This window comes from Chryseobacterium sp. Mn2064 (assembly GCF_049319685.1).
GTDB lineage: Bacteria > Bacteroidota > Bacteroidia > Flavobacteriales > Weeksellaceae > Chryseobacterium.
The window spans coordinates 495,169-517,693 of the sequence record NZ_JBMOUE010000004.1; the positions used below are offsets into that span (position 1 = coordinate 495,169).

19 protein-coding genes and 1 riboswitch are annotated in these 22,525 nt (G+C 36.4%); of the genes, 16 read left to right on the top strand and 3 right to left on the bottom strand.

The window, feature by feature from the left end:
• The first annotated feature begins 94 nt into the window (after positions 1–94).
• From ACL9RH_RS17430 to ACL9RH_RS17440, 3 genes are read left to right on the top strand one after another with little or no spacing between them, the layout of a single operon-like run.
• The gene (locus ACL9RH_RS17430; RefSeq protein ID WP_422694614.1) at positions 95–835 is read left to right on the top strand and encodes a YebC/PmpR family DNA-binding transcriptional regulator; all 741 of its coding nucleotides are present in this window, start codon (positions 95–97) and stop codon (positions 833–835) included.
• A 57-nt stretch (positions 836–892) separates the two neighbouring features.
• A complete protein-coding gene (locus ACL9RH_RS17435; protein WP_422694615.1) occupies positions 893–1,717 on the top strand; it encodes a UDP-2,3-diacylglucosamine diphosphatase in 825 nt (274 codons plus the stop codon).
• Positions 1,718–2,689 carry a glycosyltransferase family protein gene (locus tag ACL9RH_RS17440; protein ID WP_422694616.1) on the top strand — a complete coding sequence of 324 codons (972 nt, stop codon included), beginning with the start codon at positions 1,718–1,720 and terminating at the stop codon, positions 2,687–2,689.
• On the opposite strand, the gene ACL9RH_RS17445 is transcribed toward ACL9RH_RS17440, so the two are convergent.
• Together ACL9RH_RS17445 and ACL9RH_RS17450 are read right to left on the bottom strand one after the other, a co-directional pair.
• Positions 2,678–2,968 carry a GNAT family N-acetyltransferase gene (locus ACL9RH_RS17445; RefSeq protein WP_422694617.1) on the bottom strand — a complete coding sequence of 97 codons (291 nt, stop codon included), beginning with the start codon at positions 2,966–2,968 and terminating at the stop codon, positions 2,678–2,680. The two genes, ACL9RH_RS17440 and ACL9RH_RS17445, sit on opposite strands and share 12 nt — an antisense overlap.
• Before the next feature lie 210 nt (positions 2,969–3,178).
• Entirely contained in the window at positions 3,179–3,928 is a 750-nt protein-coding gene (locus ACL9RH_RS17450) for an RDD family protein (RefSeq protein WP_422694618.1), read from the bottom strand.
• A 27-nt stretch (positions 3,929–3,955) separates the two neighbouring features.
• Here ACL9RH_RS17450 and ACL9RH_RS17455 point away from each other — a divergent pair, with 27 nt between their 5' ends.
• From ACL9RH_RS17455 to ACL9RH_RS17485, 7 genes are all read left to right on the top strand, one after another.
• Entirely contained in the window at positions 3,956–4,945 is a 990-nt protein-coding gene (locus ACL9RH_RS17455) for a stage II sporulation protein M (protein WP_422694619.1), read from the top strand.
• Complete coding sequence (locus ACL9RH_RS17460) at positions 4,932–5,891, top strand: DUF4013 domain-containing protein (RefSeq protein ID WP_422694620.1); 960 nt, start codon at positions 4,932–4,934, stop codon at positions 5,889–5,891. The genes ACL9RH_RS17455 and ACL9RH_RS17460 overlap by 14 nt, the downstream gene beginning before the upstream one ends.
• Entirely contained in the window at positions 5,884–6,675 is a 792-nt protein-coding gene (locus ACL9RH_RS17465; protein WP_422694621.1) for a DUF4129 domain-containing protein, read from the top strand. Before ACL9RH_RS17460 ends, ACL9RH_RS17465 begins: the two co-directional genes overlap by 8 nt.
• Positions 6,676–6,687: 12 nt before the next feature.
• Entirely contained in the window at positions 6,688–7,845 is a 1,158-nt protein-coding gene (locus ACL9RH_RS17470; protein ID WP_422694622.1) for a hypothetical protein, read from the top strand.
• Positions 7,846–7,951: 106 nt separating this feature from the next.
• On the top strand, positions 7,952–8,983 hold the full coding sequence (locus ACL9RH_RS17475) for an AAA family ATPase (RefSeq protein ID WP_422694623.1): 1,032 nt from the start codon (positions 7,952–7,954) through the stop codon (positions 8,981–8,983).
• 67 nt (positions 8,984–9,050) lie between these two features.
• Entirely contained in the window at positions 9,051–10,373 is a 1,323-nt protein-coding gene (locus ACL9RH_RS17480; protein ID WP_422694624.1) for a DUF58 domain-containing protein, read from the top strand.
• 27 nt (positions 10,374–10,400) lie between these two features.
• Positions 10,401–10,820, top strand: coding sequence for an OsmC family protein (locus ACL9RH_RS17485; RefSeq protein WP_422694625.1), 420 nt, complete (start codon positions 10,401–10,403; stop codon positions 10,818–10,820).
• A gap of 70 nt (positions 10,821–10,890) precedes the next feature.
• Here ACL9RH_RS17485 and ACL9RH_RS17490 read toward each other — a convergent pair whose 3' ends face one another.
• Positions 10,891–13,509 (bottom strand): MGH1-like glycoside hydrolase domain-containing protein, encoded by a 2,619-nt coding sequence (locus tag ACL9RH_RS17490; protein WP_422694626.1) that lies wholly within the window; start codon positions 13,507–13,509, stop codon positions 10,891–10,893.
• 188 nt (positions 13,510–13,697) lie between these two features.
• Positions 13,698–13,805, top strand: a riboswitch (SAM riboswitch).
• Positions 13,806–13,863: 58 nt separating this feature from the next.
• On the opposite strand from ACL9RH_RS17490, the gene ACL9RH_RS17495 reads away from it, so the two are divergent.
• The 6 genes from ACL9RH_RS17495 (at position 13,864) to metH (ending at position 22,519) form a co-directional block, all read left to right on the top strand.
• Complete coding sequence (locus ACL9RH_RS17495; protein ID WP_422694627.1) at positions 13,864–14,802, top strand: alpha/beta fold hydrolase; 939 nt, start codon at positions 13,864–13,866, stop codon at positions 14,800–14,802.
• Positions 14,803–14,806: 4 nt separating this feature from the next.
• Positions 14,807–16,345 (top strand): ACT domain-containing protein, encoded by a 1,539-nt coding sequence (locus ACL9RH_RS17500; protein ID WP_422694628.1) that lies wholly within the window; start codon positions 14,807–14,809, stop codon positions 16,343–16,345.
• Positions 16,346–16,469: 124 nt separating this feature from the next.
• Positions 16,470–17,630, top strand: coding sequence for an O-succinylhomoserine sulfhydrylase (locus tag ACL9RH_RS17505; protein WP_422694629.1), 1,161 nt, complete (start codon positions 16,470–16,472; stop codon positions 17,628–17,630).
• Between the two features lie 37 nt (positions 17,631–17,667).
• Positions 17,668–18,678, top strand: a complete 1,011-nt coding sequence (locus ACL9RH_RS17510) for a homocysteine S-methyltransferase family protein (protein WP_422694630.1) — start codon at positions 17,668–17,670, stop codon at positions 18,676–18,678.
• Positions 18,679–18,761: 83 nt separating this feature from the next.
• Positions 18,762–19,853 carry a fatty acid desaturase family protein gene (locus ACL9RH_RS17515; protein ID WP_422694631.1) on the top strand — a complete coding sequence of 364 codons (1,092 nt, stop codon included), beginning with the start codon at positions 18,762–18,764 and terminating at the stop codon, positions 19,851–19,853.
• 5 nt (positions 19,854–19,858) lie between these two features.
• Positions 19,859–22,519 (top strand): methionine synthase, encoded by a 2,661-nt coding sequence (metH, locus tag ACL9RH_RS17520; RefSeq protein ID WP_422694632.1) that lies wholly within the window; start codon positions 19,859–19,861, stop codon positions 22,517–22,519.
• Positions 22,520–22,525: the final 6 nt, after the last annotated feature.

Here is a 22,525-nt window from a genome sequence, read left to right on the forward strand (position 1 = left end):
TAATTTTTCTAAATAATGAATACCTCCAATTTTTTTGGAGGTATTTTTTTTTTGTTGACTTTTGAGTAATTTTGTTGGAAATTTAAAAAATAAAATGGGAAGAGCATTTGAATATAGAAAAGCTTCTAAAATGGCCAGATGGGATAAAATGGCCAAAACATTCTCTAAAATAGGAAAGGATATAGCATTAGCTGTAAAAGCCGGAGGAACAGACCCGGAAGCTAACCCGGCACTGAGAAGATGTATCCAGAATGCTAAAGGGGCGAATATGCCTAAGGATAACGTAGAAAGAGCAATTAAAAAGGCAAGTGGTGCTGATGCTGAAAACTACGAAGAGATCACATATGAAGGATACGGACAAGGAGGTGTTGCTTTTTTTGTAGAATGTACTACAAATAATACAACAAGAACAGTAGCTAACGTAAGAGCTGTTTTCAATAAGTTTGACGGTAACCTTGGAAAAAATGGTGAGCTGGCATTTATCTTTGACAGAAAAGGAATTTTTACCATCGATTTGGCTCAAATTAAAATGGATTGGGATGATTTCGAAATGGAAATGATTGATGGCGGAGCAGAAGATGTGGAAAAAGATGAGGAAGAAGTACTTATTACTACTGCCTTTGAAGACTTCGGTTCTTTATCTCATAAATTGGATGAGCTGGGTATTGAAGCGAAGAGCGCAGAACTTCAGAGAATTCCAAACAATACAAAGGAAGTAAACGAAGATCAGTTCAAAGCTAATATGAAGATGCTTGAGCGTTTTGAGGACGATGATGATGTTCAGAACGTTTATCACAATATGGAAATTACAGAGGAGCTGTTGAACTCTCTATAAAAAATAATATAGCATTCATATACAGTTAATTTTCAATTAGTTTCTTTGTATAAAACTATGAAAAGAAACGTTGAATTAGTTGTTATATCGGATGTTCATTTGGGAACTTATGGATGTAAGGCTAAAGAATTGCTGAGATATCTCAATTCTATCCATCCCAAAACTTTGGTTTTGAATGGTGATATTATTGATATCTGGCAGTTCAAAAAGTCTTACTTTCCTAAACCCCATCTGAAAGTGATCAGAAAGATTCTTTCGTTCGCTACCAAAAACACAGATGTTTATTACATTACGGGCAATCATGATGAAATGTTCCGTAAGTTCACAGATTTCGAACTCGGAAAACTGAAAGTCTGTAATAAGATCTGCCTGAATATGGATCAGAAGAAAACCTGGATATTCCACGGTGATGTCTTCGATGCTTCAGTTCAACATTCTAAATGGATCGCCAAACTGGGCGGAAAAGGTTATGATCTCCTCATTGTTATCAATAACGTTGTGAATTGGTTTTTAGAAAAAATGGGTAAAGAAAAATACTCGTTTTCAAAGAAGATCAAAAATAATGTGAAGAAAGCTGTGAAATATATTGGAGACTTTGAATTAACAGCTTCAGAATTGGCTATCGACAATCAATATGACTATGTGGTTTGTGGGCACATTCACCAACCGCAGATCCGTGAGGTTGTCAATAAAAAAGGCTCATGTACGTATCTGAATTCCGGTGACTGGATCGAAAACCTTTCTGCATTGGAATATAATGATAAAAAATGGTCTATCTTTTACTACGACGAACACAAACATTTGCTGAAAGATGATGAAGTAGAGGAAATTCAGGAAATAGACTCTTCGGCTCTTTTAAAAATTGTAACCAATTTTTCCTAAATGAAAGTTTTATATGCATTTCAGGGAACCGGTAACGGCCACGTAGCCAGAGCACAGGAAATTATCCCTCTTCTAAAAAAATATGCTGTTGTAGATACTCTCATCAGTGGCCATCAATCGCAATTGAAGGCCGATTTCGATATTAATTTTCAATATAGAGGTATTTCCTTGCTTTATAACAAAACCGGCGGTTTATCGTATCGTAAAACGTTTACAGAGAATAAATTTCTTGAAGCCGCTAAGATTATAAAACAACTCGACCTTTCACAATACGATTTAATTATCAATGATTATGAACCTTTGACTGGCTGGGCATCCAAGCTGAAGAAATTACCTATGATTGAACTCAGTCATCAGGCTTCTATGAGTTTTCCGGAGACCCCTAAACCTGAGAAGAAAGATTTTCTGGGTGAAATGATTCTGAAATATTATGTTCCCAGTGAAAGAAAAATCGGATTTCATTTTGAAAATTACCATCCTCAGATAAAAAAGCCTGTAATCAGAAAGAAGATTCGAAACCTTAATCCTTATAAGCGCGGATATTATCTGGTATACCTTCCAAGTTTTGCAGATGAGAACATCATCAAGATACTAAGAAATATTCCTGTAGAGTGGAAAGTGTTTTCCAAATACAGCAAAGTGCATGTAAAAGTGAAAAATGTAGAAGTTTTCCCTATTGATGAGAGCGAGTATCTGAAATATTTTGAAGGTTGTGAAGGAATTTTATGCAATGCCGGATTTGAAACCCCAGCAGAAGCTCTTTTTATGGACAAAAAATTATTTGTAATCCCCATTCATAACCAGTACGAGCAAGAATGTAACGCCTGTGCGCTGGATACAATGGGAATTCCGAACTCCAAAGTTTTAGATCTTCATGAAATTATGGAATGGGTAGCTTCCGATCATCATCTAAAAGTAGACTACCCCAATGATATTGAAGATATTCTTGTGAAAGAAGTTTTAATTCTTTAAAAAAACATCATCCACATTGCTCATTCTCATCATAACAGATCTTGCATAAGAACAGTGCGGGTACACTTTCCAGTTATTTTCTCGAGCAAATTTTATGGCTTCTTCTACTAGGAATTTTCCCATTCCTCTGCCTTCGAATTCGGGATGTACCAAAACAAAAGAAATGATGAACTTATGATCTTCTGGGAAAATAGTGTACGTAAGTCTTCCGACTTCTTTTGTTTCGTTATTTAAAGTAAGAACTCCGCCGTTTCCGGATTTATTGTTTTCAAATTTCATAATTCTGAGCTTTGATATTAAAGATACAAAAATTGCACCGAGCTTTGCGTAAGCAATAAGCAATAAGCAATAAGCAATAAGCAATAAGCAATAAGCAATAAGCAATAAGCAATAAGCAATAAGCAATAAGTGAAGAGTAATGCTGTCAACTTCTCAACATTTTGCAGGTTGAGAATTCACTTGCGAAGCAACATTCACGATAGGCTTGCCTTAGTTATCTTTCCCTGTATAGTAGTTATAGTCTTTAATAATAACATGGATAAACTGTCTTTCAGTCATTTTCGTGGGATCTATTTCAAGTTTCAGAATACTTTTAATTTTGTCCGACAGTCTGCTGATAATTTGACGGTCATCTACTTTTAAAGCTTTGGTATAATTATCTTTAATAATTCTCATATCATTATCACTCAGAGCAATCACTTGTGGGAAAGTAGGAATATAGTTATCCTGAATATTTTCCAGAATCGTATGCGAGATGTTGATATTGTTTTTCAAGGAGATTACTGCGGTTCCTGCAGCAATATCTCCCAAGCGCTGATTGTTTTTAGAAACAACCATGGAGATAAGTCCAATCACCCCACCAAAAGAAACATCTACAATTCTGAATACCCAACGGATCATATAATCGCCAAAGCTGGCCTGGTAGCCATCAATTTTAACGACTCTCATTTTCATCAGCTTTTTGCCGGGAGTTTGGCCCTCCATTAAACTCTCCAATACAAGAGGATAGATGTAAACGGGAAAGGTAAGAACAATATAAACGGCTCTTACAGACCATTCATCAAGACCATTCATAAGATATCCCAAATCAAAAATACTGAAGAACAGATAGAGGATAATAACGACGTAAGCTACCCTTATCAGAAGATCAATAATGAAGGCAAGCATCCTTTCTCCAATACTGGCCGTATTAAAACTGATATTTACATTTTGTGAGGTATTTATCGCAATTTGAGACATATTTTTTATTATTTTAGCCTTACAATTATGAGAGAAGTTTATTTCATTAAACAAAATAAAGAAAAATGGTTGGGAATAGAACAGGTTATTGATGGGAAAATAAAAAAAAATCCTGATGACCTGTCTTCGTTATACATTAACCTGATCAATGATCTTTCTTTTGCTCAGACTTATTACCCGAAAAGTAATACAACGGTTTACCTGAATCATTTGTCTTCTCAGATTTTTCAGAAAATTTATAAAACGAAAAGGGTAGAGGAAAACAGGCTGATGTATTTTTTCAGGACTGAAGTTCCTCTATTGGTATTTCAGTATCGAAGATATCTTTTATATGCCTTTCTTTTTTTCATTTTGTTTACTTCAATAGGAGTGCTTTCTGCAATCTATGACAAGAGCTTTTTAACGGTTGCGATTCCTAATGGGGAAGCCTATGTAAATGAAACCATAGAAAACATTAAAAAGGGGAATGCTGTAGCAGTGTATGAAAGCGGATCCACTTGGGGAAGTACGATTGGGATTATTTTTAATAATATTCAGGTTGGGGCAAAACTCTATATTTATGGAATTTCGGGTGGAGTAGGAACTTTATTCGCTTTGCTTTCCAATAGTGTAATGCTGGGAGCGTTTCAATATTTCTTCTATGATTATGGTGCTTTGAAAGACAGTGCAAGAGGAATATGGCTGCATGGAGTATTTGAAATTTTTGCCATGGTGATTGAAGCGATGTGCGGACTCATTTTGGGCGCTTCTATTTTGTTTCCTAAAACCTTTTCGAGATTTAATTCGTTTAAAAAAGGCTTTAAAGATTCATTCAAGATATTTCTGAGTACTATTCCGTTTACCATCTGTGCAGGAATTATTGAAGGTTATGTAACAAGACATGCATTGAAAATGCCTTTGATTTTGAATCTTCTCATTATTTTCGGTTCACTTGCCATTGTAATATTTTACTATCTTGTGTACCCTTCTATAGTGAATAAAAAAACTAATAAACACCTTCATGATGCAATTGTATAAAAAAAGAGAATTTGGAACCTTCATCAGTGACAGCTTTAATTTTTTTAAATTATACGGGAAAAATTATTTCAAAAGCTATATACTGATCAATGGGCTGCTGCTTATTTTAATGGTAGTCGTTGTTTTATTTGGGTATAGTGAACTTTTATCACAGATCTTCGGATCCAATATGGATGGAAATTCTTCTTATTTGGAAGATTATTTCTCTGATAATGCCGGATTATTAATTGCAGTGGGGCTTATTACCTTTTTGTTGTTTATGACTTTGGCGATAGTCAGTTATCTATATCCTGTTTTTTATCTTAAAAGGATTGCTAATGGAGCTCAAAATATAAAAACAGATGAGATTATTGGTGATTTTAAAAAAAATGCTGGGAAAATAGCGAAGCTGTGTATTGGGCTAATTTTTATCGTTACTCCGCTTGCTTTATTTGTTGTTGTATTTTCGTACATCCTTATATTTGTAATCATCGGGCTGTTTCTGATCTTTCTTATTTATCCAACCTTGTATAATGTTGTTACATTTTTGATGTATGATTATTTTAATTCAGACAGAAAATTTTTTGAAAGCCTGAGCTATTCCATACGGTCACAGTTTTCATATCCGAACGGAAGAGAAAAATCTCCTTACTGGAAATATTGGGGAGGATCCATTATCATGATTACCATTATATCAATTGCTTCTTCCATTTTTACCTATGTTCCGTTACTGTTTTTTTATGGCTCAATTCTTACGTCTTCTCCGGATGGTCAGTTTGAGCAAAATCCTTTCGCAGGAACATTAGGTATTATCTTTTTTGTATTCTACGGAATTTCCATGCTGCTTTCGTTCTTCCTTTCAAACCTGATGTATGTGAATGTCGGTTTGATGTATTATGACAGCCGAACAGACCTTCATCAGAAAGTAGAACTGGCAGAAATAGACACCATTGGTATCAATGAATAAGACTATTTTTATCATATTACTTTTCTTTTCTTTTGGGTGGTTTCATGCTCAGGATGATATCCCTGTAGATGCTTATACAGAAGATTCTCTATATACAACAGGGCATTATCATAACATGCTGCGTGCAGATTCTGTATTGATGAAAAATCCGGTTTCGGAAAACGAGACCTATTCAAAACAGTTTAAAGAAAACATTCCATCAAGATATAAAGGACAGGAGTTTGATTACTCCACCTCAAAGCCAAGAGAATCTTTTGGGCAGAAACTACTGAGAAAGATCAATAAGATTCTGCAAAGCATTTTTGGAGAAACATCTTTTACGAACTCAGCAAAACTTACCACAGCTCTTATTCGTCTATTTGCGATTATTCTGGTAGGGTTTCTATTGTACTTTATCATTAAATATGCTCTTGGAAAAGACGGGAACTTTATTTTTGGTAAAAAGAATAAAAAGTTGGACATCAACGTAGAAGAGCTTCATGAAAATATTCATGAGATCAACTTTCCTGAAAGTATAGCAAGGTTTGAAAACGCAAAAGATTACCGTTCAGCAGTACGGTATCAGTTTTTGTATGTATTAAAAAAATTGAGCGATAAAAAACTCATCAACTGGAATCCTGAAAAAACCAATAAAGACTATGCCTCAGAGTTGAAAGCGCCTAACCTTAAAAAAGATTTCTCCGATCTTTCCTATATTTTTGATTATGTGTGGTACGGAGAATTCAATATCGAAGAACAGAGCTATCACAAATTCAAAGACCAATATCAGGCATTTAAACCATAACAAAAACAAACCATGAATAAGAATTTCAAAATATACGCTATAATTTTCGTCGTTGTGATGATTATTTTGGCGTTGCTTGAAGTTAACAAAAAAGAGACCTTGAATTGGCAGAAGAATTTTGATATTCATGAAAAATCTCCTTTCGGTCTGTTTGTTTTCGATAATGAAGCGAAAAACCTTTTTAAAAATAATCTGAAAAAAATAGATCAGACACCGTACGACTATTACAGTAAGCATACCAAAGAGCCTCATAATATTGTCGTTATTGAACATGAAATTGATACCGAGTCCTGGAAGAGAATTCTCGACCAGATTGCCAAAGGGTCAGATGCAATGTTGATGGTAAGCCGTATGCCTAAAGAAGTTTCAGACAGTATAGGATACTATGATTCTGAAATTTCTTTTGAGGAAGAAAACGTACTGAAGCTTACAGATAAAAAATACCAGAACGATTTTATTAAAATAGATAAATTTCCTTCCGGAAGAGGGTTCTCATTCATCAAACCTGGTGTGGAAGTCTTGGGGAAAACAGTAGAAAGTAAGAATAATGATCAGGCTAATTTTATTAAAATTAAATTGGCAAAAGGAAACATTTATGTACATACAGAACCTCTTTTTCTGACCAATTATTATCTTCTGAAACCTGGGAATAGCAGATATGCACAGGATGTATTCTCTTACCTTAAAGACCGGGAAACTGTTTGGTTTGTGGAAAGTAATGATAAGCCATCAAGTTTCTTTATGAGATTTATACTTTCTAAACCTGCTTTAAAATATGCCTGGTGGGTGCTTTTGGGAGGACTTGTTCTGTTTATTTTCTTCAATGCTAAAAGAAAACAGAGAATAGTTCCGGTTATAGAACCTCTACGAAATACCTCTCTGGATTTTGTGAAAAGTATAGGAAATCTTTATCTTCAGGAAGGTGACTTTCATGATATGATGGCGAAAAAAGCCCAGTATTTTCTGAATAAAGTGAGAATGGATCTGTTGATCGACACGCAAAACCTAGATGAAGAATTTGCAAAAAAACTGCAACTCAAAACCGGAAAACCAATAGAAATGATTAATGAAGCAATACAACTGATCAAAAAAGGGCAGGACCCTTATGCAAGTGTCATGAAAGAAGACCTTGCGAAGATCAACAGCCTGCTTGATGAAATAGTAAATTAAAAATAAAGACCCATTATCAATATAACAGTAAGGCATTATCATAAGGCTATTGTAATGATAGGTTGATTATGATAAAAATGTACTGTTGGATTTAAAAGTAAATAATATGGAAAACACAGATAATCCAAACATAGAAGAGCAAAGTTCTATTCATCTTAATAAAAGCGAAGATCAGTTTCAGTCCAGAATAGATATGATTGAACTTCGTACAAGTCTGGACAAAGTAAAAGCTGAAATTGGGAAAGTAATCGTCGGCCAGGAAAACATGATAGACCATCTTTTGGCAGCCTTGCTTTCAAATGGCCATGTTCTGATTGAAGGTGTACCGGGAGTTGCTAAGACCATTACTGCAAAGTTATTGGCCAAAACCGTAGATGTAGGCTTTAGCAGAATTCAGTTTACACCCGATCTTATGCCCTCAGATATTTTAGGAACCTCTGTTTTCAGTGTGAAAAATTCTGAATTTGAATTTAAGAAAGGTCCTATTTTTTCCAACTTTATATTGATTGATGAGATCAACAGATCGCCGGCAAAAACACAGTCAGCTTTGTTTGAAGTAATGGAAGAAAGACAGATTACGATGGACGGAACCCGTTACATTATGGAAGAACCATTCCTTGTTGTTGCTACGCAAAACCCAATAGAGCATGAAGGTACGTATAGACTTCCGGAAGCTCAGCTGGATCGTTTTCTATTCAAAATTAATGTAGGATATCCTAACCTTGAGCAGGAAATAGCCATTATTAAAAATCAACACGAGAGTAAAAAAGAAGATAAAACGGAAGGAATTAACCGTGTAATTACTGCAACGCAGCTGAAAAACTATCAAAATCTGGTGAAAGAAATCATTGTGGAAGCACAACTGATGGAATATATCGCAAAGATTATCATCAATACCAGAGAAAATCAGTTCTTATATTTAGGGGCTTCTCCAAGAGCTTCCCTGGCGCTTCTTACTGCCTCAAAAGCCTTTGCAGCTTTAAGAGGAAGAGATTTTGTAACTCCTGAAGACATCAAAGAAGCAAGTTATGCCGTCTTGAGACACAGGGTTATCGTTTCTCCTGAACGAGAAATGGAAGGCCTTACTGCAGATGAAATCATCCGTCAGATTTTAGAAGGAATAGAAATCCCAAGATAGGTAGCAGATAAATGAGTTTAGGACATAATCCCTAATCTCTTTATCCTAAATCCTAATCCCTAACCCAATGAAAAACCTATACATCAATACACGCTTCTTCTTCACACTCATTGCAGTGGGGGCATTGTATGTCCTGGCGTTTTTCTTTCCGGTCCTTATGTGGATGGCTCATATTCTTTTGTTGATCTGCTTTCTGGCGGCAATGGTAGATTTTCTGTTGCTTTTTAATCAGAAAAATGCACTTCAGGCTCAGAGAATATTGCCGGAAAAGTTATCGAATGGTGATGAGAACTTTGTGAAAATTGATATTAAAAATAATTACAGCTTTAAGGTCACCGCAAAAATCATTGATGAAATTCCTTTTCAGTTTCAAAAGAGAGATTTTATGATCATGAAAGAAATTGCTTCAGGAGCGAATACTTTTTTTCAATACACATTAGAACCTAAGGAAAGAGGAGAATACCATTTCGGAGGACTGAATATCTATGCATCTTCACCTTTAGGATTGGTTTCCAAAAGATTTACGTTTCAGAAAGATGCTGCGTTGGCCTCTTATCCATCCTTTATTCACCTCAGAAAATATGAGCTGATGGCTTTGCAAAGTGAATTTTTAATGGGTGGAATCAAAAGAATCAGAAAACTGGGGCATACTATGGAATTTGAACAGATCAAAGAATATGTTCCCGGAGATGATATCAGAACAATCAACTGGAAAGCGACTTCCAAAACGAACCGTTTGATGGTTAACCAGTTTCAGGACGAAAGGTCACAACGTATTTTTATGTTGATTGACAAAGGAAGGACGATGAAGATGCCTTTCAACGGGTTAAGCCTTTTGGATTACTCAATCAATGCATCAATGGCATTATCTCATATTATTCTGCGAAAAGGAGACCGAGCAGGAATGATGACTTTTTCCAAAAAAGCTGAAAATAAAATCGCTGCCGATAATAAGTCCGGGCAGTTTAAAAAGATATCCGAGGCTCTTTACAATATTAAAACTGATTTCTTTGAAAGTGATTTCAACCGTTTATATCAGGACGTAAAATATTCCATCAATCAAAGAAGCTTAATTCTCCTTTTTACCAATTTTGAAACATTGGATGGCTTGAACCGTCAGTTGAAATATCTGCGTGGAATTGCCAAGAATCATCTGCTGGTAGTGGTGTTCTTCAAAAACTCCGAGCTTCAGACCTTGATCAACAAAAATCCGGAGAATATGCAGGGAATATATGATGAGATCGTTGCTGAAAAATTTGAATTTGAAAAGAAACTGATCATTCAGGAACTTCGAAAATATGGAATTTATACGGTTTATACACTTCCAGAAAATTTGAATATCGATGTTATCAATAAATATTTGGAGATAAAAGCAAGAGGAATTTTATAACTTTGTATACGCAACAAGCAACAGACAATGAAAATAACACTCAACAGAATCAACGACGACTTTTTATTTGAATGTACAAACTCCCAGGGAAATTCTATCCTTTTGGACAATACTTCTCAGCCGGGAGCAAAAGGAGTATCTCCAATGGAAAGTGTTCTGATGGCAGTCGCCGGATGTAGCGGAATAGATGTAGTTTCTATTTTAAAGAAGCAGCGTCAGGATATTAAAAGTTTTCAGGCAGAAGTAGAGGGAGAGAGAGTTCAGATAGATGATGCGAAACCCTTTAAATCTATTAATGTGAAATTTCTTCTGGAAGGAGAAATCGATCCTAAAAAAGCTTTGAAAGCCGCTGAATTATCTTTTGAAAAATACTGTTCCGTATCCAAAACCTTAGAACCGAATGTAGAAATCGGTTACGAAGTATTCGTTAACGGAGAAAAAATTTAATCTTTTATTTAAAAATATAGAAAGCCGGATGATTCATCCGGCTTTTTTATGATCTATTACTTATTGTTCATTAAAAGGTAAGTCTCGGTTTTATCAGTTTGGCTACGGTAGCAGTCCATCCCGTTTGGTGGGAAGCTCCCACGCCCCGGCCATTATCCCCATGGAAATATTCAAAGAAGGTAATGTAATCTCTAAAATGTTCATCATAATTAAATTTTGGATTACCACCGTTGAAAGCTCTTTGCCCATGCTCATCTTTCAAGAATATAGAACAAAGTCTTCTGCTGATATTCTGTGCTACTTCATCCAGATTCTTTTTATCCTCACTGCCGGTTGGAAATTCTACCTTCAGACTGTTTCCGTAATAGAAATGGAAACGCTGCAGACTTTCTACAATAAGAAAGTTGATCGGGAACCAGATTGGTCCTCGCCAGTTGCTGTTTCCGCCAAACATTCTGCTGTCACTTTCTGCGGGAGTATAGTAAACCATATTTTCGGTTCCGTGAACAGAGAACACAAATGGATTTTCTTCATATATTTTAGACATCGCACGGATTCCGTATGTACTTAAAAACTCTTTTTCATCCAACATTCTTGTAAGAACCTTTGTTAATCTGTTTTTGCGGAGAATACTCATCAGATGTTTTCTTCCATGGCCTTCTTCGTCCCAATGAGATACAAGTTTTGTCAGTTCAGGTTTGTTTTTTAAGATCCATTCCATTCTTGTTTTGAAATTAGGCATTTTTTCCAGTAGATGATGATCTACAATTTCCACTGCAAATAAAGGAATCAGACCGACAATACTTCTCAGTTTTAAAGAAACACTGTCGCCATTTCCAAGCTGAAGAACATCATAAAAGAATCCATCTTCCTCATTCCATAAACCTTTGGTACCTTCCCCCAGATTTTCCATGGCTTCCGCGATATAGAGATAATGTTCAAAAAACTTGATCGCCATATCTTCATATACTTGGTAATACTGAGCCAGTTCCATGGCAATACGCATCATATTTAAGGCATACATCGCCATCCAGCTTGTACCGTCAGCCTGTTCAAGATGCTGACCATCTTTGAGTTCCATATTTCGGTCAAAAGCACCAATATTATCCAGGCCAAGGAAACCACCGCCGAAAATATTTTTACCATTTTTATCCTTTCTATTCACCCACCATGTGAAATTGAGGAGTAGTTTTTGAAAAACTTTTTCAAGAAACAGTAAATCTGGTTTACCGTTGGCTTTTTCATCAATTTTAAAAACACGGAAGCACGACCAGGCGTGTACAGGAGGATTCACATCACTCATATTCCATTCATAAGCGGGAAGCTGCCCGTTAGGATGCATATACCATTCTTTTGTCAACAACAGAAGTTGGCCTTTGGCAAATTCAGCATCAATAATGGAAAAAGGAACACAGTGGAAAGCCAGATCCCACGTTGCATACCATGGATATTCCCATTTATCGGGCATGGAAATGATATCTTTATTGTGAAGATGGTTCCATTCTGTATTTCTTACATATTCATTAAAATTCCTAGGAGCTTCAAAATTGGGATCACCTTTTAGCCATTTTCCGATATTATAATGATAAAACTGTTTGTTCCAGAGAAGTCCTGCGAAGGCTTGTCTTTGTACATTTCTTTCATCTTCATTGGTAGTATCATATTGAATTTCGTTGTAAAAATCTTCAGCTTCAGCTTTTCTATTACTGAAAATTTCATCAAATCCGGAAAAAGGAGCATCTGTTTCATTGGGGCATAATCTGAATTCAAAAACCTTTGATTCTCCTGCTTCGATGATTTCATCAATCAGAAAAGAAGCTTTTGTGCCTTTTTGTTCTGGATTAATGGTATTGGTTCCATGAATCAGAAAATCATTGATTCCATCTTTGAAATAATGATGTTCAGGCAAAGGATTTCCATACAGTTTAGAAGTATTGGTTTCATTATCACAGAATACACGCTGTGCATTGACGTTTCTTGCATACAATTTCTTGATAGAAATGCTGTCATGGCAGATATTAATACTTCCATCCTGAGAAAAAGCATTCATTTCTGCCTTATAAGTATTGTATCCCCATTTCCAGTTGTTTCGGAACCAGGCTGTTGGTATTACAACAATCGGAGCATTATGCTGACTGCGGTTACATACAGTGATTCTGGCGAGGATATCGTTGTGATCAGCTTTACAGTATTCAATAAAAATATCGAAATATTCATCATTGTCAAAGATTCCTGTATCAAAGATTTCATACTCCGGATCTTTTTTGCTACGTCTTCCGTTTTCCGTAACGAGGTCATCATAAGGAAACGTATTGATGGGATATTTATACACCATCTTCATATAGCTGTGGGTAGGGGTGTTATCCAGATAATAAAAAATTTCTTTAATATCTTCCCCGTGATTTCCCTGTGGATTGCTCAAACCAAAGAAACGCTCCTTTACGATCTTATCTTTCTTGTTCCAGAATGAAAATGCAAAGCAAAACAGCTGCTTTACATCCGATATTCCGGCAATACCTTCTTCTCCCCAGCGGTAGGCATAGCTCTCCGCGTTATTATGGTTGGTGAAGTTCCAGGCATTTCCGTCTCTACTGTAATCTTCCCGTACGTTACCCCATTGCCGGTTGCTTACATAAGGTCCCCAGTTTTTCCATTTGGTATCTTGTAATCTATCCTTTTCGGCAGTCATATCTCAACATTTTTCTACACGAAGTTAGTTTTTTTGAAAAATAATTCCAATTCCTTTCATCTGAATAATTATTAATATAGCTCTGAAATACTTGTGTTTAAGGGCTTTTTAAAATATTAAATTATTTTTTTTTTGAAATTAAAAGAAAAGAGCTACCTTTGTACCATTCGTTCATTCAAATATTGAAAATGTTATCAAGAAAGGTTGAGGGATTAGACCCTATGAAACCTTAGCAACCCTTTGCGCAAGCAGAGAAGGTGCTACGTTCTACCAAAGTAATTTTGGACAGATAACTTACTGAAGTTCTTTTCAGCCATTTCCTGTGGCATTTTCAATTGTATTAAAATAATAGAATTGAAAACAGAACTAAACTATATTAATCTTTCGTATCAAACCAATTCCCAAAAGGAATGGAATATCTCGTTAAGCTATGAGCTTTTCGGGAAAGACCTGTTTACAGCTCCCATTATTCTTATCAACCATGCACTTACCGGAAATTCAACAGTATCCGGAGAAAAAGGGTGGTGGAAAAATTTGGTAGGTAAACATCAGGTCGTAGATACGGAACAATATACCGTTCTTTGTTTCAATATACCCGGAAACGGTTATGATACCTTTTTAATTGAAGACTATGAAGACTTCACCCCTTCAGATATAGCCAATCTATTTCTGAAAGGATTGGAAGCTTTACATATCAAAAACTTATATGCCATTATTGGAGGATCTCTGGGAGGAGGAATTGCCTGGGAAATGCTTGCCAAGCAACCTAAGTTGGCAGAAATATTTATCCCGATAGCTTGTGATTATAGAACACACGACTGGCTTCATGCGCAATGTCTGGTTCAGAAATTTTTATTAAATGATAAAGATGAGCCTTTACAGAAAGCAAGAATTCATGCCATGTTGTGTTACAGAACTCCACAATCGCTCAACAGCAGATTTCAGAATACATACAATCAGGACAAACAGCGTTTAGAATCAGAAGATTGGTTAATATATCACGGTAATGCTTTAAACGAAAGGTTTAGTTTGAAAGCATATCAATTGATGAATCATTTACTGATGAATATCAACGCTGATGAAACAGCCTTAGAGAGAATAGAAGCACGAATGCACATGATCTCCGTAGATACAGACCTGTTTTTTCCCGCTTCTGAAATCCGAATGTGCTTCGAGAAATTGAAAGAGAAAAATAAGGATGCCTCTTATCACGAGATCCAATCTATACACGGGCATGATGCCTTCCTAATGGAATATCAACAATTAAATAATATCATAAAAAACATTTTATAAAGTAATGAAAAAGGGTAATGAAATAAAATTTTTAAAGAACAGATCAATCATCAAATTTGAAGGCGAAGATTTTTTAGGCGAAATCGGAATTGATGGAAGAATCTTCAAAGCGCTTACTTTAGCACGAATCAGTGTAGGAGTAATCTCTCAGCAGGCTGTAGAAAACGGAATCTCAATATTGGTTCATGAAAATGATGCGGAAAAAGCCGTAGCCTGTCTTATTGATGAGTTTGAAGCAGAAAGAAAATCAGGGAAAGTTTCCCAAATTTATAGCATCAATAATGTTTCTGTACTAGGTTTTGTATCAGAAGATTTTAATAAAGTCCTTGCTGAACTGGCGAGAAATAATGTATTTCCACTGCTTTTAAATCAGATCGCAGGAGAAAATAGAGTAAATATTGTAGTGACTTCTTCTCAGGACGAAAAGACCAAGAATATCATAGAATCTGAAATTTTCAAAAAGCCCAAAACGGTTCATCTGGCTATTATAGGTCATGGAAACGTAGGGAAAACCTTAATTAATCAGGTTTTAGAATCTTCAGAGGAGATCAAAAGACGTAAGAATATAGATCTTAAAGTGGTGGCAGTTGCGAATTCCAAAAAAATAGCATTTAACAAAAAAGGATTTGATGATAAGTGGAGTGAGGAAGTAGTAACGGCAGAACATCCATCAAATGTTCAGGAGCTGATCAATTTCTCCAACGAAAATCAATTGGAAAATCTAATCGTTGTGGATAACACGGCAAGTAAAGATTTTGTTCATAACTATCATGCTTTGGCTGAAAACGGTTTTGATTTGGTTTCTTCCAACAAGATTTTTAATACCCTTCCCATTGAAGAATACCGAAAGCTAAGATATACTTTGAATAAAAATAACAGAAGATATCTGTACGAAACGAATGTTGGAGCAGGTCTTCCGTTGATTGATACCATCAAATTACTACACCTTTCTGGGGAAAATATCACAAGAATTAAAGGCGTTTTCTCTGGAACATTAAGTTATGTTTTCAACAATTTTTCTTTAAGAGATGACAAATTTTCAACCATCATCAACGAAGCTTTGGAAAAAGGATACACAGAACCAGATCCAAGAGAAGACTTATCCGGGAATGATGTGGCAAGAAAATTATTGATTCTGGCAAGAGAGCTGGATTTGATCAATGAGTTTAGTGACATCAATATTCAAAATCTTGTTCCTGAAAGCTTACTTGAAGTTTCAAAATCGGAATTCCTGACAAGACTGGAAGAACTGGATAAAGAATATCAGAAAATAAAAGAGAACCAGGAGCCGGGTCATGTATTGAGATATGTAGGTGATTTGCATGGCGATCTTCAGAAAGACAAAGGGGAGTTGGATGTAAAATTGATTTCCGTTCCGGCAACTTCAGCCTTAGGACAGTTAAAAGGTTCAGATTCAATCTTTGAAATTTATACAGAAAGTTACGGAGAGAACCCAATTGTAATCATGGGAGCTGGAGCCGGAGCACTGGTAACGGCAAGAGGAGTATTCGGGGATATTTTAAGAGTAAGTGAAACAAAATAATGTATACAGATAAAATGTACAATGTATCATCAATGATGAAGATAATAATGCCAAAGGTTGTATTGAGCGAAGTATAAAAATAACAACTCCGGGATACATTGTACATTATTAAAATTAAAACTATATGGAAAATTTTGAAACATCAGCAATAAGAACCCAAACTGAAAGAACTCAGTTTGACGAACATTCTACACCGTTATATCTTACCTCAAGCTTCATTTTTCAGGATGCGGAAGATATGAGAGCCAGCTTTGCAGAAGAAAAACCTAAAAATCTGTACAGCCGTTTCTCTAACCCGAATGTAACAGAGTTTACAGATAAAATTGCTAAAATGGAAGGCGCAGAAGCTGGATATGCATTTGCAACCGGAATGGCAGCTATCTATTCCACATTTGCCGCATTATTGAATGCCGGGGATCATATCGTAAGCTGTCAGTCTGTTTTTGGATCTACACACACTTTGTTTACCAAATATTTCCCAAAATGGAATATCGAAACATCTTACTTCAAAGCAGAAGACTCTGCCAATGTAGAACAGTACATTAAACCTAATACCAAGATCTTATATCTGGAAACTCCTACCAATCCGGCTATTGAGATTCTGGATTTGGAATTTTTCGGACAAATTGCCAAAAGACATAACCTTCTTTTTATTGTAGATAATTGTTTTGCAACACCTTATCTTCAGCAGCCTATCAAATATGGTGCAGATATTGTTGTACATTCTGCCACGAAACTGATTGACGGACAAGGAAGAGTACTGGGAGGAATTGCAGTAGGAAAAGAAGACCTGATCAGAGAAATTTATCTTTTCGCAAGAAACACAGGGCCTGCGTTGTCTCCTTTTAATGCATGGGTATTATCAAAAAGCCTTGAAACATTGGCTATTCGTGTAGAAAAACACTGTGAGAATGCATTGAAGGTGGCCGAATTTTTAGAAAATCATCCTAACGTAGAATTGGTAAAATATCCATTCCTAAAATCACATCCAAGCTATGAAATTGCAAAAAAACAAATGAAGCTCGGTGGAAATATCGTAGCATTTGAAATAAAAGGAGGAATAGAAGGAGGAAGAAACTTTTTAGATAAGATACAGATGTGTTCCCTATCTGCTAACCTGGGTGATACAAGAACAATCGTTACTCACCCGGCATCCACTACACATTCCAAACTGTCAGATGAAGAAAGAAATGAAGTAGGAATTACTGCGGGTCTGGTACGTTGTTCAGTAGGACTGGAGAACGTGGAAGATATTATTGCAGACTTAAAGCAGGCTTTAGACTAACTCAATATCCAACGGCTTTAGCCAAAATAGATAAAAAATGAAAAATTCAGAAGCATTATACAAAGCTTTAACCGAGAGAATTTTAATTCTTGACGGGGCAATGGGAACTATGCTCCAGAGATATAAATTTGAGGAAGAAGACTACCGAGGAGAACGTTTCAAAGATTGGGAACATCCTGTAAAAGGAAATAATGATCTGCTTTCTCTTACGCAACCTCAGGCAATTGAAGAAGTTCACAAAAAATATCTGGAAGCTGGTGCTGATATAATCGAAACCAATACATTTTCAGGAACAACAATCGCGATGGCAGATTATCATATGGAAGATTTGGTATACGATCTGAACTATGAGTCTGCAAAAATTGCCAGAAAAGCCTGTGACGAATACACTGCAAAGAATCCGGATAAGCCAAGATTCGTAGCAGGATCTATCGGTCCAACCAACAGAACGGCAAGTTTAAGCCCGGATGTGAATGATCCTGGTTACAGAGCCATCACTTTTGAAGAACTGAGAGTAGCTTACAAACAACAATGTGAAGCTTTGCTGGATGGAGGTTCGGATATCCTTTTGGTAGAAACCATCTTCGACACCCTGAATGCAAAAGCGGCTTTATTTGCTATTGATGAATTGCAGGAAGAAAGAGGAATTAAAATCCCGATCATGGTTTCTGGAACCATTACAGATGCTTCAGGAAGAACATTGAGCGGACAAACGGCAGAAGCTTTTATGATCTCTGTTTCGCACCTTAACTTACTAAGCGTAGGTTTCAACTGTGCACTGGGAGCAGATCAGCTGACTCCTTATCTGGAAACGCTGGCTCATAATTCAGAATTCTATGTTTCTGCTTATCCGAATGCCGGTTTACCCAATGCTTTCGGAAAATATGACGAAACCCCGGAAGATATGGCGAGACAGATTAAAGAATATGTAGAGAAAGGACTGATCAACATTATTGGTGGATGCTGCGGAACAACTCCGGAACACATCAAAGCAATTGCTGATCTGGTGGAACAATATCCCCCAAGGAAATTGAGGGAATTTGTATGATTTGATAGATTTTTTTAATTAAAATCAAGAATGTAGGCTGGAATATAAATGTTAACTTTATGTAAACCACAAAGTTAAATATAATGGAAAAGCCGATTTATTTGAAAGATTCAGAGGATACCAGATTGTTTAATGAATTGAGAAAGAAAGTGACCCAACGTGTAGAAAACATTCCCGGGAATAGGGATATCTACATTCAGATCAAAGCTGTTCTTCTGCCATTGATCTATGTAGGTTTGTATTTCGTTGCCGTTTTCAATGCTGAGAAACACGGATTGTATATTCTGAGCTTTGTTTCAATGGGAATATTTCTGGTTTTGATTTATTTAAACCTAATTCATGAAGCTGCTCATAACAATATCTATAAAAGCAAAAAACTCAATGAGCTGGTTTTACACATTTTTGATTTTGTTGGAGCCAATTCCTATATCTGGAAGAAAAGACATATCGCAAGCCATCATGCATATCCCAATGTAGATGGATGGGATACCGATATTGAACAGAGCGGGTTACTGTTGATAGTCCCATGGATCAAAGCAAAAGGAATTCAGAAATATCAGCATCGGTTTTTCTTTTTAGTATATCCTTTGTATTTGTTCAATTGGATGTTTATAAGAGATTTTAGAGACTTCTTTGATACGGAAAGAGTGATTTTGAAGACCCAGGGAAAAATACCCGTGAGAGAAAAGATAAAAATGATAAGCTATAAGCTGTTTTACTTTTTTTATCAAATTCTAGTTCCAATTGTGTTCTTTAAAGTATCAATTGGATTGGCATTGGGAGCATGGTTTTTACAGGTGATAGCAGCAAGTATTTTTGCATTGTTTGTTTTACTGCCTTTGCATCCACTTCCTGATAATGCCTTTCCAAAATTAAATAAAGAAAATGGGCTGCCATTCAGTTGGCTTCGTCATCAGTTGGAAGTCACCAATGATCTGAAAGAAAACAATTGGTGGGTGAGAAACGTGTTGGGAAACTTCAATTTCCATGTTGCCCATCATCTGTTTCCAAATTATAGCTATATGTATTATAGCGAGATCACAGAAGAGATCGAAAAATTTGCCATAGAACACGGCTTGGCATACAAAAGATTTCCATTGCTTACCGCTTTAGGTAAACATAGAGATTTATTGAGGCAGAATGCAAATAATGCCTACTATATTTTAGAAGAATAAAATAGATGAAGTATTTAAGATTATCAGGCCTTGAGCCTCTTATCATAACGCCCGAAAGTAATTTCATCAACGTTGGTGAAAGAACAAACGTTGCCGGGTCCAAAAAATTTTTAAGGCTCATAAAAGAAGAGAAATTCTCTGAAGCATTAGATATTGCCCGTCATCAGGTAGAAGGCGGTGCCCAGATTTTGGATGTTAATTTCGATGATGGATTGATAGATGGGAAAGCATCTATGATCAAATTTCTGAACCTAATTGCTTCTGAGCCTGATATTGCCCGAATTCCTATCATGGTAGATTCCTCCAAATGGGAAATTCTCGAAGCAGGTCTTCAGGTCGCTCAGGGTAAATGTGTGGTGAATTCTATCAGCTTAAAAGAAGGTGAAGAGGAATTTATCAAACATGCCAAAGCCATAAAAAGATATGGAGCCGCTGTCATTGTCATGGCGTTCGATGAGGTAGGGCAGGCAGATAATCTTGAAAGAAGAATAGAAATTTCAAAACGATCCTATGATATTTTGGTCAATCAGATTGGCTTTCCGGCAGAAGATATCATTTTCGATTTAAATATTTTCCCGGTTGCAACAGGAATGGATGAGCACAGAAGAAATGCCATCGATTTTATTGAAGCAACCCGATGGGTACGACAAAATCTACCTTACGCGTCAGTAAGTGGTGGAGTAAGCAACGTCTCCTTTTCTTTCCGAGGAAATGATACGGTAAGAGAAGCTATGCACTCCGTATTCCTTTATCATGCCATTCAGGCAGGAATGAACATTGGTATTGTAAACCCAGCCATGCTTGAAGTGTATGACGAGATCAACAAAGAATTGCTGGAGCTGGTAGAAGATGTAATTCTTGATAAAAGAGAAGATGCTACAGAAAGACTTCTTGATTATTCTGAGAAACATAAATCTGTAAAAAAAGAAAAAACCGAAGACCTGGAATGGCGAAACAACCCATTGCAGGAAAGAATCACTTATGCTTTAGTAAAAGGGATAGACCGCTTTATTGAAGAAGATGTAGAAGAAGCCAGGCAACAGGCAGCGCGGCCACTCCATGTTATCGAAATTAATCTGATGACCGGAATGGGCGTTGTAGGAGATCTATTCGGAAGCGGAAAAATGTTCTTGCCCCAGGTGGTAAAATCTGCAAGAGTAATGAAAAAAGCAGTGGCTTACTTACAGCCTTATATTGAAGCAGAAAAAGATGGCTCCAAACCGGCCAATGGAAAAATCCTTATGGCAACCGTCAAAGGAGATGTTCATGATATAGGAAAGAATATTGTAAGCGTTGTGCTGGGTTGTAACAACTATGAAATTGTGGATCTTGGAGTAATGGTTCCTGCAGAAAAAATCATTCAGACAGCTATTGAAGAAAAAGTAGACGTTATTGGATTGAGTGGTCTGATTACACCAAGTTTAGATGAAATGGTATATATCGCCTCAGAACTTGAAAGACAGAATCTGAATTTTCCTTTACTTATCGGTGGTGCCACCACTTCAAAAGCACATACTGCAGTTAAAATAGATTTAAAATATAAAAATGCCGTCGTTCACGTTAACGATGCCTCAAGAGCTGTAAATGTAGTAAGTTCATTGCTGGGTGACAGAAATAAAGAATATGTTTCGGATTTAAAAAACGACTATTCCGATTTCAGAGAAAAATTCCTGAACAGACAAGTAGACAAAGACTATGTTTCCATTGAAGAAGCCAGAGAAAATAAATTTAAAATTGACTGGGAAAACGAGGATATTTTCATACCGAACAACTTAGGTATAAAACTTATTGAAAACCAAGACTTCAATGAGTTGGTTCCTTTTATCGACTGGTCACCGTTTTTCAGAAGCTGGGACCTCCATGGGAAGTACCCGAATATTTTGGAAGATGAGGTTGTTGGCATTCAGGCGAAAGAACTTTTCAATGATGCTCAGGTTATTCTGAAAAGAATTCTGGATGAAAAACTATTAACGGCAAAAGCCATCTTTGGAATTTTTAAAGCGAATTCCAATGACACCGATGATATTTTAATTCTGAATGAAGATCATGAAGAACAGGTTAAATTTCTGACATTAAGACAGCAGGCTCAACGATCAAAAGGAAAAGATTATTTGGCATTGAGCGATTTCATTGCCCCTCAAAGCTCAGGAAAAACCGACTACATGGGAGCATTCTGTGTCACAACAGGCTTTGGAACAGATGAATTGTCCGCAGAATACGAAAAAGCCCATGACGATTACAACTCCATTATGGTAAAAGCACTTGCTGACCGTTTTGCAGAAGCATACGCTGAATTTTTACATAAAAAAGTAAGAACCGAATATTGGGGCTATGCCACTCAGGAAGAACTGAGCAATGATGAGCTGATTGCAGAAAAATACAAAGGAATTCGTCCTGCACCAGGTTATCCTGCTTGCCCAGACCACCTGGAAAAGAAAACCATCTGGGATCTTTTAAAAGTAGAAGAAAATACAGGCGTTTTCCTTACAGAAAGCTTGGCCATGTTTCCTACTGCTTCTGTTTCCGGGTACTATTTCGGAAGCCCGCATGCCAAATATTTTGGGTTAGGGAAAATTACAGAAGACCAGCTTAAAGATTATGCTGCACGAAGAGGTTGTAGCATTCAGGAAGCCAGAAAATGGCTGTCACCCAATTTAGCAGATTAACACTAA